The organism is Halomarinibacterium sedimenti (assembly GCF_019312585.1).
GTDB lineage: Bacteria > Bacteroidota > Bacteroidia > Flavobacteriales > Flavobacteriaceae > Halomarinibacterium > Halomarinibacterium sedimenti.
Window position 1 is genome coordinate 1 of the sequence record NZ_JAHWDP010000009.1, and the last position, 17,014, is coordinate 17,014.

Sequence of the window (17,014 nt, forward strand, 5' to 3'; positions counted from 1 at the left end):
AACTGCCGAGGGTACTGCACCAAACGGAAGCACTGTAGATGATCTATCAGATGACAACAGTGTGTTAGAAGACGATCCAACGGTAGTTACCTTATGTCAAAATGCAGCTATTGCAATTGTTAAAGAAGGTAGTATTCCACCAACACCAAGTGGAGGAGGATGTCCAGTGGAAGGAGATGTTATTGAATATGTATTCACTGTTTACAATACAGGAAATACAACACTCGATAATATTACTGTATCGGATCCATTATTAGAAGCGCCAAACCCAGTAGTACCAATTGTATTCCAAGGTGGCGATGCCGATGGTGACGGTGAATTAGACCTAACAGAGATTTGGACTTATACAGCTACCTATGTACTTACTCAAGCTAATGTAGATGCTGGAGAAGTTGTGAATCAGGCTACTGCGGAAGGTACAACTCCTGGAGGTGATACTGTTAGTGACCTGTCTGATGAAAGTAGTATACTTGAGGATGACCCAACTGTAGTTGTTATATGTCAAACCCCTGTGATTGCTTTAGTTAAAGTAGGAACATTCAATGACTTAAATGGTAATGGTTGTGCAGATCCAAAGGAAACAATTTCCTATGCATTTACAGTGTTTAATCAAGGTACAGTAACATTGACCAACATCACTATTACTGATGCTCTTGTAAATGTACAAGGAGGACCAATCACTTTGGCTCCACTTGCAACAGATGGAACTTCATTTACTGCAACCTATGTTATTACACAGGCCGATATAGATAATGGTTTTGTTGAAAATCAAGCCATTGTAACTGGATTTACCTTATTAGGAGACCAAGTATCAGACTTGTCTGATGATAATAGTGAGTTTGAAGATGACCCAACAATTACGGTTCTTTGTCAAGATGCACGAATTGCAATCATTAAAGAAGGAACTCCTAATGATGAGAACAATAATGGATGTATAGATTTAGGTGAAACAATTGTATATGACTTTGTTGTAACGAACCTTGGTAATGTAGAATTAACTAATGTAATTGTTACAGACCCATTAGTAGCCGTAATTGGTGGACCAGTTACAATTGCCGCAGGGCAGTCGGATACTGAAACTTTCTCAGCTGTTTATACAGTTACTCAAGAGGATGTTGATAATGGTTTTGTAAGTAATCAAGCGACTGCCGAAGGTACAACTCCAGCAGGAGATGTTGTTTCAGACTTGAGTGATAACAATAGTAACTTTGAAGATGACCCAACTGTTAGTACACTTTGTCAAGAGCCTTCTATATCACTTGAAAAAGCAGGAGTTTACAACGATGATGGAGATAATCTACCTCAAGTAGGTGAGACCATAACGTATTCTTTCAGTGTAACCAATACAGGTAATGTTACTTTATATAACATTGAACTTGTGGATGACTTACCTGGAATTGAAGTTATGGGAGGTCCAATAGCTCAATTACTTCCAGGAGAAACAGATAGTGACACGTTCACAGCAGTTTATGCAATAACCCAAGAGGATATTGATAATGGAGAAGTAATTAATCAAGCTATTGCTACCGGTATTACAGATGATGGAACTGAGGTTTCAGATTTATCTGATGATCCTAGTGACCTAACGAATACAGATTTAGATGGTGATGGCGAACCAGATGATCCAACAATTGTTGATATACCAGATGTATTAGGAATATTTGAAATATTCAACGGTATTACTCCTAATGGAGATGGATTAAATGATTTCTTCGAAATTAGAGGAATTCAAGATTATCCAGATAATAATGTGAAGATCTACAACAGATGGGGAGTACTTATCTGGGAAACCGATGGTTATGGAGGACTTTCAGGAGAGGAGAATGTATTTACAGGCGAATCAAATGCAAGAGCAACCATTAATTCGGGAGAATTATTACCAACAGGAACCTACTTCTATATCTTGACCATAAATGGAGAAAATCCAGGACAGTCAAATTATACAGGATACCTATACATTAATAGATAAAAACAAAAATCCGAGGGGTTTAGTGCCCCTCGGAATTCAAAAAGCAGTAAGATGAGAAACAGTTACATAGCAATCTTGGTTTTACTTTTACTTGGGACCACCATTTCGAGTAATGCCCAACAGGACCCACAGTACACACAATATATGTACAACACTCAGGTGGTAAATCCGGCCTATGCTGGATCAAGGGATGTATTAAGCTTTGGACTTCTTGGAAGAACCCAATGGGTTGGCTTTGAAGGAGCACCCAAAACAGGAACTTTTACGGTCAATGGCCCAATTGGAACATTAGATAATATGGGCTTAGGTTTGTCCATTGTCTATGATGAAATTGGTCCTGCTGTTGAATCCAACATTACCATAGACTATGCCTATAGGATTAATGTTTCTGAAGATGGAATCGTTTCCTTTGGAGCAAAAGCTGGTTTAGATTTATTAGATGTCGATTTTACAAAGTTAAATATAGCCGATGGAGGTGATGTTTTCGAAAATGATAATATCGATAATAAACTACAGCCTCAAATTGGAGCGGGAGTATATTATAACACCGAAAAGTTTTACGCAGGGATTTCTGTGCCAAATTTTCTTACAACAAAACACTTTGATCAATCAGAAATTAGAGATATTTTAAATGGTTCTCTTATTGCTGGTGAAACTACGGCTGCTGAAAGATTACACTACTTTTTAATTGCTGGATATGTATTTGATATTAGTGATAATTTAAAATTTAAGCCCGCGACCTTAGTAAAGGCTGTAAGTGGTTCTCCATTACAATGGGATGCTTCAGCTAACTTCTTAATAAATGATAAATTTACCCTTGGTGCCTCTTATAGATGGAGTGCAGCACTAAGTGCAATGGCTGGTTTTCAAGTTTCAGATTCAATCTTTATTGGATTAGGATATGATTACCAATCTACCGATATTGAAACTTATAGTGATGGTTCTTACGAAGTATTCCTTCGTTTTGACCTAAACAGTAAGCCAGAACGCGTGTTAACACCAAGATTCTTCTAAACTAACTAAATATGAAGACCAAATTAGTATTAAAGCAAATACTTATGTCCCTGCTGGTTACCCTAATTGCCAGTAGCTCCATTGCCCAAAAAGGCCAAATTGAAAAGGCAAATAAAGAGTATGATAAATATTCGTATATCGATGCCCGAGAGATTTACTTAAAAGTGGTCGAAGATGGATACCAATCGGCTCAAGTATTTCAAAAGCTTGGAGATACCTATTATTACAATAGTGAATATGCAGATGCTGCTAATTGGTATCAAAAGTTAATCAATCAATATCCAAATGAGGTAGAGCCAATCTATTACTATAGAACAGCACAATGTTTAAAAAGTATGGGTAAGTATGAAGAGTCTGATCTTATGATGGAAGCATATTCCAAAGTTGGAGGTGCGGGAATTATCCTAAATAATTATAAAGATGACCCAGATTATTTAAAAAGTATTGCTTTTCAAGCAAAAGGGTATATCGTGGAGAAAACTAGAATTAATACAGAGTATTCAGACTTTGGACCATCGTATTATGGCAATAAAATAGTTTTTGCTTCGGCAACAAAAAATACCGAGGGTGTTAAAACCTTTGCTTGGGACGAACAGCCTTTCTTAGATCTGTTTACGGCAGATATGGATGAAAATGGGTATCTATCTAATGTTATGCCGTTAGATGGAGACATCAATACAAGATATCACGAATCGTCTGCCACTTTTACGAAGGATGGAAATACTGTCTATTTTACTAGAAATAACTTTATTGATGGTAAAAAAGGGAGAGATAAAGAAAAAACCATTCGTTTAAAAGTATACAAAGCCACAAAAAGCGGTGATAATTTTTGGACTAATGTTGAAGAATTACCATTTAACAGCAAAGAATTTTCAGTAGGACACCCTGCACTAAGCAAAGATGAAAAGCGTTTATACTTTGCATCTGATAGGCCTGGAACATTTGGAATGAGTGATATTTGGTTTGTGGATATTAATGAAGACGGCACTTATGGTGAACCTGTAAATTTAGGACCTAATGTAAATACCGAAGCTCGTGAAGGATTTCCTTTTATTAGTGAAATGAATAATATTTATTTCTCCAGTGATGGACAATCAGGTTTAGGAGGATTGGATATTTTTGTAGCACCCCTTAATGCAGATGGGAAAGCAGGAAAAGTAACTAATTTAGGTGAGCCTGCTAACAGTCCTAAGGATGATTTTGGGTTTATAATTAGAGAAGAAAAACGCATTGGGTATCTATCCTCCAATAGAGATGGTGATAAAGGAAGTATTTCAGATGACATTTATCGAGTTCAAGAAAAATGTGAAATTACCATTACAGGTCTTATCTCCAATGAACTTACAGGTGAGCCATTACCTGGAGCAATTGTATTTCTATTAGATGAAAATAATAAGGAAGTTGCACAAGTAGTAGCCGATGAGAATGGGAAATACAATTTTGAAGCATTAGCAGCTTGTGATTCAAAATATATTATTAGAGGAGGAAAAGATGGTTGTGAGTATAATGAAAGAGAAGTAAGAACCCCTAGCAAAACAGGTACTATTACAGTTGATTTAAAACTAGAATGTGACCCTTGTCCGCCTAATGACTTAGGATGTCGTTTAGCACTTCAACCAATATATTTCGATTTTGACAGGTATAATATTCGACCAGATGCAGCCGTGGAGTTAGCAAAAATTTTAGCCGCTATGCGTCAATATCCAGAATTGATTATTCATATCGAATCCCATACAGATTCACGTGCGCCATTTAAGTATAATGAAGTACTTTCAGAAAAGAGAGCACAATCTACACTTAATTGGTTGGTTGAAAAAGGAATTAGTAAGAGTAGATTAACTGCCAAAGGATATGGCGAAAGACAACTTCAAAATAGATGTTCGGACGGCGTAGAATGTACCGAAGAAGAACACCAATTGAATAGACGCTCTATGTTTATAATACAAAATTAATAGCCAAATTTTGTTTCAATTTTAAAAGCGTCCAACACATCGTTGGGCGCTTTTGCTTTTTCTTAACAAGTCATTTCGTATTTTTGAAAAAAATGAATGCTTTGCAAGAAGAACAAGTAATTCTCGTAAACGAGAAAGATGAACAAATTGGATTAATGCCTAAGCAAGAAGCTCATGAAAAAGGTGTTTTGCATAGAGCTTTTTCAGTTTTTATATTCAACGATAATGGAGAATTAATGCTCCAACAAAGAGCCCTACATAAATATCACTCTCCAGGACTGTGGACAAATACATGTTGTAGTCATCAACGTGATGGAGAAACTACTTTAGAAGCGGGTAAACGAAGACTTGAAGAAGAAATGGGATTTACTACAGACTTAAAAGTAACTACTACTTTTATTTACAAGGCTCCTTTCGATAACGGCTTAACCGAACATGAATTAGACCACATTATGGTTGGAACGTATAATGAAGCACCTAATATTAACCTTGATGAAGTTGCTTCATGGAAGTGGATGCCTCTTGAAAAAGTGAAAGAAGACGTGATAAATAACCCAGACCATTATACCGCTTGGTTTAAGATTATATTTGATAAATTTCACGAAAATATTAGCTCATGAGTTTAACTATTTACAGAAAAGCCCATTTTAACGCTGCACATAGGTTGTACCGTAAAGATTGGAGTGATGAGAAGAATAGCGAAGTATTTGGTAAATGTAGTAATCCAAATTTTCACGGACATAACTACGAACTAGAAGTAGGGGTTACGGGCGATGTAGATCCTACAACAGGTTTTGTAATTAATTTAGATGTTCTTAAAAAGGTAATATTTGAAGAGGTTGAAAAACCCTTTGATCATAAAAACCTTAATATTGAAGTACCAGAGTTTAAAAACTTAAATCCTACGGTCGAAAATATTGCAATTGTAATATGGAATAAACTCCGAAAGAAATTGGATTCAAAATATGGAATTTCTGTAAAGCTTTACGAAACTCCTAGAAATTTTGTAGTCTATAAGGGATAGTATGAAATTAGGAGACTCATTGCCAGAATTTTCTTTAAACAATCAAGAAGGACATCTTATTTCAAGTACTGATCTAAAAGGTAGAAACCCTCTTGTAATTTATTTTTATCCCAAAAACTTTACCCCAGGATGTAATCGAGAGGCCTGCGGGTTTCGAGATAGCTTTGAAGAATTTTCCGCAAAAGGAGCGCAAGTTATAGGTATTAGTGCCGATAGTGTAGCATCCCATCAAAAGTTTGCAACGCACTATAAATTACCTTTTATACTACTTTCAGACTCTAAAAATAAAGTAAGAAAGCTTTTTGGTGTAAAGTCAAATTTCCTTGGAATTCTTCCGGGTCGCGAAACGTATGTCTTCAATAAAGAAGGAAACCTTACCTTTAAGTTTAAATCTATGGGTGCCGATGCACATATAGAAGAAGCATTAAAACATATTTAGAATTGGGAAAATCGAAATTATATCCGTTAAAATTTCATCCTCAACTCAAGGAAAAAGTTTGGGGAGGTTCTAAGCTAGTATCAGTTTTAGGAAAAAAAGGAAAAGGTAAACTAGGGGAGAGTTGGGAGCTTTCTGGGGTAAAAAATAATATTTCAATTGTTTCAAACGGTAAATTGATAGGAGAAAATTTAAATATGCTTATCGATGAGTATGGTACCGATTTGTTGGGCGAAGCAGTTTTAATAAAATACGGAAAGGAGTTTCCTTTACTTTTTAAATTTCTTGACGCAAGAGAGGATTTATCCGTTCAGTTGCATCCTGATGATAAAGTTGCGAAACAACGCCATAATAGCTTTGGAAAGACCGAAATGTGGTACATACAACAGGCAGATAAGGATGCGAGGCTTATTTTAGGCTTCAACCAAAAAATGGACAAAGAAACCTATTTGCAACATCTTTCAAAAAGGGCCATCACTAAAATTTTACATGCTGAAAAAGTACAGAAAGGAGATGCCTTTTTTATTGTTCCCGGAACAGTCCACGCCATTGGAGCAGGTGTTTTATTGGCTGAAATCCAACAAACGAGTGACATTACTTACCGAATTTACGATTGGGACCGCCCCGATGTAGACGGGAGTATGCGTGAGTTGCATACCGACTTGGCTTTGGACGTAATTTCATTTGAAAAATCTGATGCAAAACTGAAGTATTCGGTATCCGAGAATGAGACTACGCCTTTGTGTACATCGGACTATTTCGAAACAAATATTGTAAAACTTACAAAACCTTTTCAGAAAGATATTTCAAAAATAGATTCGTTTATGGTGTATATGTGTGTGGAAGGAACTGCAATTATAAATGGCGAACCTATAAAGCTGGGCGAAACGCTATTACTACCCGCTTGTTTTCAGCACATTCAAATCGAAACTGAAGGAGCAACACTTTTAGAGGTTTACGTGCCGTAAAACTATAAAAATGACTACTTTTGCATAAAATTTTTAAACTATGGCAAGCGTACGCACATTAAAAAAAGACATCAATTACGTTTTAGGAGATATTATTGAAGCGGTTTATATCTGGGAACTTACAAATCCAGGGAAAGAAACAAAAAATTCTGAAAAAATTATCGATGAAGCTATCGAAACTTTTGACGAGCTTATTACAAAAGTGAATGACCGTAGTGTTGAAAACAAAAAACAACACTTTAAGGCTATCAATCAAGAATTGGAAGAAAGAGGCAGAAAATTAATCGACAAAATTAACGCGCTGTAAGCTATTCGCTTTTACGATCTTTAATGAGAGACTCCAATGCTTTACCGTATTTGGAGTCTTTTATTTTTGGGGTAAGCAATTTATAAATAGTGTCGTGATATTTTATATTGGCATCGTACACTTCAGTAAGCATTAAATACGGTGCTATTTCAAAATCATTATTGTTTTTGGCAAAATTAACGGTGGCCAAGTAACGCGAAGACACTAATCGTTGCTGTTGCAATTTTAATGCCTTAGATAAAGAATCTTTCCCTTCTTTTAGTGCGTTAAAATGTTGTTCAATTAAGTCGAGATTTTTATCATTATAACGCTTCATGAGTTTACTGTATTCATCCCACTTCGCCTGATTTACAGAACCCGCTACAGAACTTTCAATTTCGAAGTTTTTCAGTTTTGAATTCAAAACAATTTCTGAAGCCTCCGCAAAAAAAGGCACCCTTCTTTCCGTTTTTAAACTATCATTAAATCGCATGGTTAAATAGTATACCTCTGGATTTTCCACCGGTACAGAAAACTGAAATGTGGATACACCATCTATGACTACAGAATCGACATTCACAAAGCTAGTATCGTCTATTTTCTGAAGTATAAGCGTTCCTTTACGCAAACCATCAACATTTCCTGAAAGTTTCATCTTACCCGTTGAAGAATCACAACTAACAAGGATGAACAGAAAAGCAATAACTGAAAATATAAATTTCATCCGTAAATTTTTAAGAGCCGCAAAGATGCTAATTTTCTTTCAAATTAGTTACCCTGCCGAAGCTAATTGCATTAAAAAAGTACAGGCCACCGCACCAATAGTTCCTATGGCATAACCAAAAACAGCCAATAGCACTCCCACCGTGGCTAATGATGGATGAAATGCTGAGGCTACTACAGGTGCCGAGGCTGCCCCTCCCACATTGGCTTGGCTACCTACTGCCAAAAAGAAATAAGGAGCTTTAATAAGTTTAGCTACTAGAATTAATAATCCAGCGTGTATAGCAATCCACACAGCCCCAATAGCAATAAGTCCTAAATTGTTAAAAATGAGTGAGAGATCCATTTTCATACCAATGGACGCTACAAGAATGTAAATAAATACGCTTCCTATTTTACTTGCGCCAGCTCCTTCATATTTTTTTAATGGGGAATAGGAGAGGAGGACGCCAATGACGGTGGCAATAAAAATCATCCAAAAGAAGGAAGAATTTAAAAACGTAAGGGAGTTTTTCATTAACCCTTTAGGAAGCCCATTTACGTATCCTTCAAAACTAGCGCTTAGGAAATCGGCTCCAAAATGTGCTACACTTACCGTTCCAAAAGCGATGGCACCTAAAATCATATAATCTGATAATGTAGGATTTCGATCTACTTTTTTTGAAAAAGTGGTCACTTTTTCTTTTAAACTTTCAATCGCAGAAGTATCTGCCTTTAACCAGCGGTCAAATTTTTCAGATTTTCCAATTCCTATTAAAATCAAGGCCATCCAAATATTAGCAACCACAATATCTACAAACACCATTTGCCCATAAAGTTTTTGATTGTATTCGTATATTTCCAGCATTGCCGCCTGATTTGCCCCACCACCAATCCAACTACCTGCTAGGGTAGAAAGCCCTCTCCATACAGCATCTGCACCTTCACCTCCAACGGTTTCAGGAGAAATAGATCCTATAATTAGCACAGCAATGGGTCCACCTATAATAATTCCTGCCGTACCTGTTAAAAACATGATTAATGCTTTTGGTCCTAAATTGAACACAGCCTTTAAGTCCAAACTCAATGTCATTAACACCAATGCCGCAGGAAGCAAGAACCTACTGGCGACATAATAAATAGAAGTGCTTCCTTCAACAGCTTCACCAGAGGATGTTACCGTTGTCCAGTCTGGTGCTATTAATCCTACCGAAGTAAAAATGGCAGGAATAAAATATGCCATAAAAAGCGCCGGAATTATTTTATAAAATTGATGCCAAAAGCCAGACTCTTTTGAAGAGGTATAAAAAATAAAGCCTAAAGCAACCATTAAAAGCCCAAATACCACAGTATCTTGGGTTAAAAGTGGAGTTGTGTCTAAAATAGTTTCGGTGATGGGTTCTTGCATGAGGGTCTTATTTTCACGCAAAATACAATTTTTTTATTGTAAGATAAAGGTTGAAATTACTTCCACTACTTTAGGAATGATAGGCCTGCTCGGTTCGTTGTATGATTTGCTGTTTTCAATACCGTCGCCTTCAATTTCCTTTAAAATATGATTCATGGAAGGAATAATTTCAAATTGTGCATTGGGATTAGCTTCTTTTAATTTTTCAGCTTCAGAAACTTGAACCTGTAGATCTTTTTCTCCATTAATAATGAGTACGGGAATAGTAAGTTTTGCAATTTCTGTTTGGGGGTTATAATTCATCCAAGTAATTAAAAATGGCTGAATTTGTGGCCTAAAAATAGAGGCAAGTCCTGGATTGTAGTTTACCGCAACCCCATTAGCTCGCATATCGTCGAAAGATTCTCGGGCATTATCTTTTAGCCCAGGGGCTTGTTTTTCTAATTGATCTACAATAACATCATCTATTTCTTGACCTGCACCGGCAAGTGAAATAAAGCCATCTGCTCTATTTTGAGCGGCGATCATTCCAACAAGAGAACCTTGACTATGCCCAATTACGTAAATCTTTGAGAATGCCTTAGAACGCTTAAAATATTCAATAACATCTATGGCGTCTTTTATAAAATCATCAAAATGGATGCTTTCTTCATTAAGAGTTCGGTCTTTAATTTGTTTTACAATTCGTTTGTCGTATCTAAAGACAGCGATATCGTTATCATAAAGTGCTTCTGCTAGGAATTTCAATGAATTATTCTTCATCATTTGTTGGTTCCCATTTCTGTCTATGGGACCAGATCCTCCTATAAGTATGGCAAGAGGAGGTTTTTCGGTTGTGCTTGGAACCAAAATTGTACCGTCTACCATAGGAGAAACACTTATGTCTTTTCCATTTTTATCTGTTGTTTGAGAAAAAAGAATACACGGAAATAAAAGAAAGAGAATAACCAAGCTTTTCATAGTTCAAGTTTTTTATAAAGGTACGGCTTTTATAAAACGAAAAGATGATGTACTTCTTGTGTTTCCAAATTTCGATGAAATAACAATTAGTTAAAATGCCTGTTGTATCTTTACTGAAATTTATATTGAAATGAAAAAACTTATCTTTCTTGCTTTTGCATTTTTGTTTGTTACTAGTAGTTATGCTGCTGAAGATTGGGGTCCTACAGGACATCGTGCTGTAGGTGAAATTGCACAATCGTATCTATCTCCAGAGGTAAAATTAATTATTGAAGATATCCTTGATGGGCAATCCCTAGCACTGGTTTCTACCTTTGCAGATGAGATAAAAAGTGACGAACGCTACAAAGCATTTTCTCCGTGGCATTATGTAAACTTTCCTTTTGACAGCACCTACGAAAAATCCCCAAAGAGCGAAAAAGGAGATATTATTGTGGCCATAAAAAAATGTGTAGAAGTTTTAAAAAGTAAAGAGGCTTCTAAGGATGATAAAGCTTTTTATTTAAAAATGCTAGTTCATTTTATGGGTGATTTACACCAGCCGTTACATGTGGGTTTAGCGGAAGATAGAGGAGGGAATACTTTTCAAGTGCAATGGTTTGATGAAGGCGTAAATTTACATTGGGTTTGGGATGAAAAAATTATTGAAAAATTTGGAATGACCTATACTGAATTAGCTCAAAATACCAATAAGCTTTCACAAGAAGAGCTTGACGCCATTCAAAAAGGGAATGTGGAAGATTGGATGTATGAAAGCCGTACTCTTTGTTTGGACGTTTATGATTATACTAAAGTAGGAGATAAATTGAGCTACGAATATATGTACAGGTACGCTCATGTGGTTAGAAACCAGCTTCAAAAAGGGGGAATACGGTTGGGGAACTTGCTGAATACTATTTTTAGTTAAGCTATTATTTTTCTGAAGGTAAGATTGATACGTGGGTCTTGTACCATTTTTGTTTTAGGAAGTTGATGCTGCCAATAATGTTGTGTTGCTCCAGCCATAAGCAATAAACTTCCATGACTAAGCGAAAGCTTATAGGTTTCCTTAGTATCTTTTTTATTTTTTAAATGAAAGAATCGAGGGGTGCCAAAACTCACCGAAGCTATGACAGGGTTTTCTCCTAATTCTTTTTCATCATCACTGTGCCAACCATTACTATCGTTTCCGTTTCTGTATAAATTGAGTAAAACTGCATTAAATTTTTCTTGATTTTCTGTTTCAATCTGAGCTAGTATTGAAAACAAATCTGGGGTAAATGGTTTTGGGAACATCCTTATTCCAGAATAGCTATAGCTTTTGCCTTCAATTCCATAAAGCGCTGTAAGTCTGGGTTGCGGATATATTTTTCCGAAGACTTTTATATCATCTTGTTGCCAAGGAGTTTCTTTAAGGAGTTTCTGAAAATAGTAATCTGCTTTCTTTTCTGAAAAGAAGTTAGGGTAGTAGGTTATTTCGGCATTTTTTAAAGGTAATTTTATAGAATGCCCTGTGCTTACAGAAATAATTTTGTCCAGATTAAACATAAAAATACGCCCAATACATGATAAAAAACTGAAGTGGAATCCTTACAATTAATGCCCACTTTGGAAGTTTTAACGAAGCCTTTTTCTCTTGTAACATATAAAAATGTACAGGTAGAAAAAGCAGCATAAGTATCATAATTCCCCAACCTGCAATTTGCTGTGTGGGAGGATTTAATAGCATAAAACCTAATATCATTTCTAATATTCCGCTAAGAAGTACCATAGTCTTGTGAGCTGGAATATAGGGTGGCATTATTTTTAAATATATTTTTGGTTTCTGAAAATGTAAAAATCCTGTGATAACAAAGAGTAGTCCTAATAGATATTGGTGCCAAGGAAGCATAAAGAAATTGTTTTTTCAAAAATACATTTTTTACTTCTAAATAGGATTTTAAAAAAGTCCAAAATTGCTATCATATTTGTGCGTAATTCCTACATATAGTCATATTAAATCTTATATTTTCGATAAAATACATATATAATTCGTTGTAATACAATATCATATAAATAATTTAACACTTAGCTATGGTTTACTGACATATCTTTGTAATACCCAAATTTAATACTTATGAATGCCTACAAATGCCCCCGCTTTGTTGTAGTAATTCTTCTAACGGTTTTATACCAAAACATGGTTGCCCAAGTTGGAATTAATACAACAAATCCCAGAGCGACCCTTGAGATAGCAGGAGACACAAATATTACCGGTACTATTGATATTGGAGATATTTCAAGCTTAACTGATGGTGAACAATCCACTTTTTTAATTCAAGATTCTGATAATTCAATAAAATCTATTGATGTAAGTAACCCAACAGGTGCAGCATTAGGATATATTCAAGAGTATGAAATCATAAACCCCGATAAAGATTGGGTAAAAGATTTTGATACTGGAATAGATGCTTCAGATTATGTTTTAATTGCTATTTCAGCTAGTTTTGATCAGGAGCTAATTATTTCAGACAGTCATAATGCTCCCGATAATGCTACGCTTCCATATACATCTACATTTGTAAAAAATGGCACGTGGCATATTATTGCAGATTTTCCGGTGGCAGCAAATACGGCTGGTACTATTGGTACTTGGAATATCCAAACACTTATTTACTCTAATGATTTATCAAAACAATTTGGTACGGTTGTAATTCCAATGTTGGGAGGCACAACTTCAAGTGCTGTTGTACCAATAATTGACTAAAAATCAATATCCTATGAAAAGAATTATTACCTATATCATCTTTTTTGCAGTAGGGGTAAGTTATGCTCAAATTGGAATTGGAACATCATCACCGCAAGCAGATTTACACGTTGTTGGGGATATGCTTATCCAAGAGTCATTTATAATGAGTACACTACCTACTGTTTTGCCTTTGGAAGAGGATTTTAAATTAATAACCCGGAGCAATTCATCGAACCCCGTAGGAAAGGTTACAGAGTTATCGGTTTATGATAGGGCAGTGGCACCTATAAATGTTGTGGATTATAGCTTTACAAATATTCAGTTGGATAACCTTAGTGACCTTGACCTACAATATGATGCTTCAAAATATATTGTAGCCATCTCAAATTTTAGATATACAGGTGATGCCATTACTAAGACGCCTGTTCCAGCGACATCAACTTTTTCAGTTGGAAATTTTGTAGTGCGTACATTTATTAGTGCTGGTACATGGCACCTAGAAATCCAAAATAGAATTTTAGATGCAGATGTTTTAGATACTATAGAATATGCAGTAACTCTAATTGTGTATGACAAATCATTTTACCGAAACTTACCTCTTATTACAACAGACCTAGGAGGATCAAATACTGGAACAGCATCTTCGACACCTATTCTTGATTAATATTGAATAAAATGTATTCTTATGAAAAAAATTATACTCACTTTGTCCTTAACACTTATTGTTGCCACAATTTCAATTGGACAAATAGGAATCAATAAATTGAATCCTACAGCTACCTTAGATATTGCAGGAGATGTAAAATTAGAAGAAAGTCTTTATTTGGAAGACCCGGGTGAATTTACTACAATTAGGGGTTCAAAATTATTAATTAATACAACAGGTGATGAAGTAGTTGAATATGATATTTTATTAAGCAAATATGGACCCATTAATTATGCCGAATTTGTATTTGCAAATCTATCAAAAGATGGGTTACAGGATTATGATACTAAAATCCCTATAGATGATTATATAGTAACCATTCAAGGATATTACTTTTTAGGGGCTGGAACATCGAACACCAATGTTATGGCCCATAGTACTATTACCGACACTAATATAGAAGGATACCAAATATATGCTTATAAAAATACTACTACAGGAACATGGTTTATAAGAGGATTTGTTAATAATGCTGAGTTTATGGTTGCTGATCCGTCATATCATTATTATCCTGCTCCTATAGATCTATACTTAAATGTAATTATTTATCGGGATGGATTTATAACAAAATCTATTTCTCCTATTTCAATAGATATGGGTAATGCGAGTACAGGTATAGCTACTTTACCTACTGGATTTTAAAATATGAAAAAGTAAGTTCAGTTAAAGATTAGAATTTATAAAATCCTACATATTTTACCCTATCTTCTTACAAATATGTAATAAAAATTAATGTGTTTTCGATGAAATACATAATTATTCGTCACAAAACTTATTTGTAAAATTTATTTAACATTTTTGTGTAACTCCTTGACGTACATTTGTATTACCCAAATTTAATACTTATGAATACCTACAAATGCCCCCGCAATTTGGTATTTTATCTACTTATTTTTTTAAGTCAAATTATGGCTTCACAGGTAGGAATAAATACCCTCACACCTAGAACTACTTTAGAGGTAGCTGGAGGTGTACAAATCTCAGGAAGTATAGACATAGGAAATTTTTCAGGTCTAAAAGATGAGGACTCTTCCACCTTTTTAATACAAGAAGGAGATAATACTATAAAATCTTTAGATGTAAGTAATCCTACAGGTGCTGCTCTAGCCTACATACAGGAATACATTATTGAAGACCCAAACCTTGACTGGGTGAAGGACTTTGATACCTTAATAGATGCTAATGAGTATACTATTATAGTTACATCTGCAAGTTTTAATCAAGAGTTAGATTTAACAAATAACCCTGGTGCTGAGAAAAATTCAAGTATTCCTTTTGCCTCAGCATTTGTTAGCAATGGAACTTGGCACATTGTAGCGGATTATCCTCAAGCAGCAAATCTTGACCCCAATGCAATGGGAGTTTGGACTGTAAGCACCTTGATATTCTCTAAGGATGTGTCAAAACAATTTGGCACTATTCCTATACCAATGTATAATACTTCGGTAGGAACTGCAATCTCACCAATTATAGACTAATACCAGCCCTTATGAAAAAAATCCTACTTATTATTTTATTTGCTTCTTATAATCTTCTAAATGCTCAAATAGGTATTGGTACAGCTTCACCTGAAGCCGATTTGCATGTAGGTGGATCTATGTTAACGCAAGATGATTTTAAAATTGAAAATTTGTCAACCGTGTCTGCTACTGAAGAAGATTTTCAATTAGTAACACGCCTTACGACATCTAACCCTATTGGGAAATTAGCTGTTTTAGATGTAGATGCCTTGAAGGTTGCTCCTGTAAATATTATTAACTACACTTTTAATAATGTGTATTTAGACAATTTGGATGATGTTGATTTACAATATGACGAAACTAAATATGTAGTTGGAGTAGCTAATTTTAGACAAGTAGGCGATGCCATAAAAAAAGTCCCTGGTGGTGACAATTATTCAATTGGCCATTTTGTTGTGAGAACTTTTAAAAGTGGAGGCACTTGGCATTTAGAAATTAGCAATAAAGAACTTGATTTGGATCCTACAGATTCCATTACATATCACGTTACACTAGTTGTGTACGATAAAAAATATTTTAAAGATTTACCTGCTATCACTAGCTCTTTAGGAGGGTCAAATACAGGTGTCGCATCTTCGGTTCCAATTCTTGAATAAAACATTTCAATATGAAAAATAATTACATTTTTACTGCAATTTTTGCTTCCATAATCTCTGTTAATGCCCAAGTTGGGATTAACACCATTACGCCTTCTTCTACTTTAGATGTTGTTGGTGATGTAAAATTAGATGAAGCATTATACCTAGAAAACCCTGGAGAAAATACAAATATTCGTGGGTCTAAATTTCTAGTTAGATCTGTTTCAAATGATTTAAATCGTTATGATATTGATATAAGCAAGTATGGGCCTATAAACTATGCTGAATTCAAATTTGAGAGCTTATCTGCTTTTGGTTTGCTTGATTATGACACAAGGATTTCTACGGAGGATTACCTAGTAAGTGTTCAAGGTTATTCTTGCGGAATAGCTGGAGCGGGTAGAACAGGAAGTATTATGCCACATAGTTTAATTTCTGATGATAACATAGAGGGATATCAAATTTACGCTTATGCCAATCCAATTACCAATACTTGGTTTTTAAGAGCTTTTGTGAATAATTCGGAATGGCAAAAATATTCATCAGGTGTTTATATTAATACTTCGATAGATATGTGGTTAAATATTATTATTTATCGAAAAGGTTTTATTACAAAAGCTGTAAATGAAATAACAGTTGATATGGGTAATTCACCCACTGGTGTCGCACCATTACCAAACGGATTTTAAAGTAATTTTTTGTTTAAAATTCTTAAATGTTCAAATTTGTATTATAAAATAAAACCCCTTCAATAGCTGAAGGGGTTTTATTTTTGAAATGTTAA

At 35.1% G+C, this 17,014-nt stretch carries 20 protein-coding genes; 15 read left to right on the forward strand and 5 right to left on the reverse strand.

Annotation, left to right across the window (positions count from 1 at the left end; genetic code table 11):
- The 8 genes from KXJ69_RS13350 to KXJ69_RS13385 all read left to right on the forward strand — a co-directional run.
- Window positions 1-1,969 (forward strand): T9SS type B sorting domain-containing protein (locus tag KXJ69_RS13350; RefSeq protein WP_219053624.1); only part of this gene is annotated, 1,969 nt, incomplete at its 5' end.
- Between the two features lie 51 nt (window positions 1,970-2,020).
- A complete protein-coding gene (locus KXJ69_RS13355; protein WP_219053625.1) occupies window positions 2,021-2,983 on the forward strand; it encodes a PorP/SprF family type IX secretion system membrane protein in 963 nt (320 codons plus the stop codon).
- An 11-nt stretch (window positions 2,984-2,994) separates the two neighbouring features.
- Window positions 2,995-4,935: an OmpA family protein gene (locus KXJ69_RS13360; protein WP_219053626.1), complete on the forward strand. Its 1,941-nt coding sequence runs from the start codon at window positions 2,995-2,997 to the stop codon at window positions 4,933-4,935.
- A 101-nt stretch (window positions 4,936-5,036) separates the two neighbouring features.
- Window positions 5,037-5,555, forward strand: a complete 519-nt coding sequence (gene idi, locus KXJ69_RS13365) for an isopentenyl-diphosphate Delta-isomerase (RefSeq protein ID WP_219053650.1) — start codon at window positions 5,037-5,039, stop codon at window positions 5,553-5,555.
- Window positions 5,552-5,959: a 6-carboxytetrahydropterin synthase gene (locus KXJ69_RS13370; RefSeq protein ID WP_219053627.1), complete on the forward strand. Its 408-nt coding sequence runs from the start codon at window positions 5,552-5,554 to the stop codon at window positions 5,957-5,959. The genes idi and KXJ69_RS13370 overlap by 4 nt, the downstream gene beginning before the upstream one ends.
- A gap of 1 nt (window position 5,960) precedes the next feature.
- Window positions 5,961-6,398 carry a peroxiredoxin gene (locus KXJ69_RS13375; protein WP_219053628.1) on the forward strand — a complete coding sequence of 146 codons (438 nt, stop codon included), beginning with the start codon at window positions 5,961-5,963 and terminating at the stop codon, window positions 6,396-6,398.
- Window positions 6,399-6,400: 2 nt separating this feature from the next.
- On the forward strand, window positions 6,401-7,363 hold the full coding sequence (locus KXJ69_RS13380; protein ID WP_219053629.1) for a type I phosphomannose isomerase catalytic subunit: 963 nt from the start codon (window positions 6,401-6,403) through the stop codon (window positions 7,361-7,363).
- A 40-nt stretch (window positions 7,364-7,403) separates the two neighbouring features.
- Window positions 7,404-7,670: a hypothetical protein gene (locus KXJ69_RS13385; protein WP_219053630.1), complete on the forward strand. Its 267-nt coding sequence runs from the start codon at window positions 7,404-7,406 to the stop codon at window positions 7,668-7,670.
- A gap of 1 nt (window position 7,671) precedes the next feature.
- Here the strand turns inward: KXJ69_RS13385 and KXJ69_RS13390 are convergent, their stop codons facing one another.
- The 3 genes from KXJ69_RS13390 to KXJ69_RS13400 are packed head-to-tail and all read right to left on the reverse strand — an operon-like array spanning window position 7,672 to window position 10,719.
- Window positions 7,672-8,373, reverse strand: coding sequence for a DUF4369 domain-containing protein (locus KXJ69_RS13390; protein ID WP_219053631.1), 702 nt, complete (start codon window positions 8,371-8,373; stop codon window positions 7,672-7,674).
- 48 nt (window positions 8,374-8,421) lie between these two features.
- Window positions 8,422-9,759 (reverse strand): DUF819 family protein, encoded by a 1,338-nt coding sequence (locus KXJ69_RS13395; protein WP_219053632.1) that lies wholly within the window; start codon window positions 9,757-9,759, stop codon window positions 8,422-8,424.
- Window positions 9,760-9,792: 33 nt separating this feature from the next.
- Window positions 9,793-10,719 carry an alpha/beta hydrolase gene (locus KXJ69_RS13400; protein ID WP_219053633.1) on the reverse strand — a complete coding sequence of 309 codons (927 nt, stop codon included), beginning with the start codon at window positions 10,717-10,719 and terminating at the stop codon, window positions 9,793-9,795.
- A 130-nt stretch (window positions 10,720-10,849) separates the two neighbouring features.
- Between KXJ69_RS13400 and KXJ69_RS13405 the strand changes: the two genes are divergently transcribed.
- Window positions 10,850-11,626 carry a S1/P1 nuclease gene (locus tag KXJ69_RS13405; protein WP_219053634.1) on the forward strand — a complete coding sequence of 259 codons (777 nt, stop codon included), beginning with the start codon at window positions 10,850-10,852 and terminating at the stop codon, window positions 11,624-11,626.
- On the opposite strand, the gene KXJ69_RS13410 is transcribed toward KXJ69_RS13405, so the two are convergent.
- Window positions 11,623-12,246: an alpha-ketoglutarate-dependent dioxygenase AlkB family protein gene (locus tag KXJ69_RS13410; protein WP_219053635.1), complete on the reverse strand. Its 624-nt coding sequence runs from the start codon at window positions 12,244-12,246 to the stop codon at window positions 11,623-11,625. The genes KXJ69_RS13405 and KXJ69_RS13410 overlap by 4 nt on opposite strands.
- Window positions 12,239-12,589 carry a DoxX family protein gene (locus tag KXJ69_RS13415; RefSeq protein ID WP_219053636.1) on the reverse strand — a complete coding sequence of 117 codons (351 nt, stop codon included), beginning with the start codon at window positions 12,587-12,589 and terminating at the stop codon, window positions 12,239-12,241. Before KXJ69_RS13415 ends, KXJ69_RS13410 begins: the two co-directional genes overlap by 8 nt.
- A gap of 288 nt (window positions 12,590-12,877) precedes the next feature.
- On the opposite strand from KXJ69_RS13415, the gene KXJ69_RS13420 reads away from it, so the two are divergent.
- From KXJ69_RS13420 to KXJ69_RS13445, 6 genes are all read left to right on the forward strand, one after another.
- On the forward strand, window positions 12,878-13,444 hold the full coding sequence (locus tag KXJ69_RS13420; RefSeq protein ID WP_219053637.1) for a hypothetical protein: 567 nt from the start codon (window positions 12,878-12,880) through the stop codon (window positions 13,442-13,444).
- Between the two features lie 13 nt (window positions 13,445-13,457).
- Window positions 13,458-14,090 carry a hypothetical protein gene (locus tag KXJ69_RS13425; RefSeq protein WP_219053638.1) on the forward strand — a complete coding sequence of 211 codons (633 nt, stop codon included), beginning with the start codon at window positions 13,458-13,460 and terminating at the stop codon, window positions 14,088-14,090.
- Window positions 14,091-14,111: 21 nt separating this feature from the next.
- On the forward strand, window positions 14,112-14,774 hold the full coding sequence (locus KXJ69_RS13430) for a hypothetical protein (protein WP_219053639.1): 663 nt from the start codon (window positions 14,112-14,114) through the stop codon (window positions 14,772-14,774).
- A 266-nt stretch (window positions 14,775-15,040) separates the two neighbouring features.
- Complete coding sequence (locus KXJ69_RS13435) at window positions 15,041-15,610, forward strand: hypothetical protein (protein ID WP_219053640.1); 570 nt, start codon at window positions 15,041-15,043, stop codon at window positions 15,608-15,610.
- 11 nt (window positions 15,611-15,621) lie between these two features.
- On the forward strand, window positions 15,622-16,248 hold the full coding sequence (locus KXJ69_RS13440; protein WP_219053641.1) for a hypothetical protein: 627 nt from the start codon (window positions 15,622-15,624) through the stop codon (window positions 16,246-16,248).
- Window positions 16,249-16,259: 11 nt separating this feature from the next.
- A complete protein-coding gene (locus tag KXJ69_RS13445; RefSeq protein WP_219053642.1) occupies window positions 16,260-16,919 on the forward strand; it encodes a hypothetical protein in 660 nt (219 codons plus the stop codon).
- Window positions 16,920-17,014: the final 95 nt, after the last annotated feature.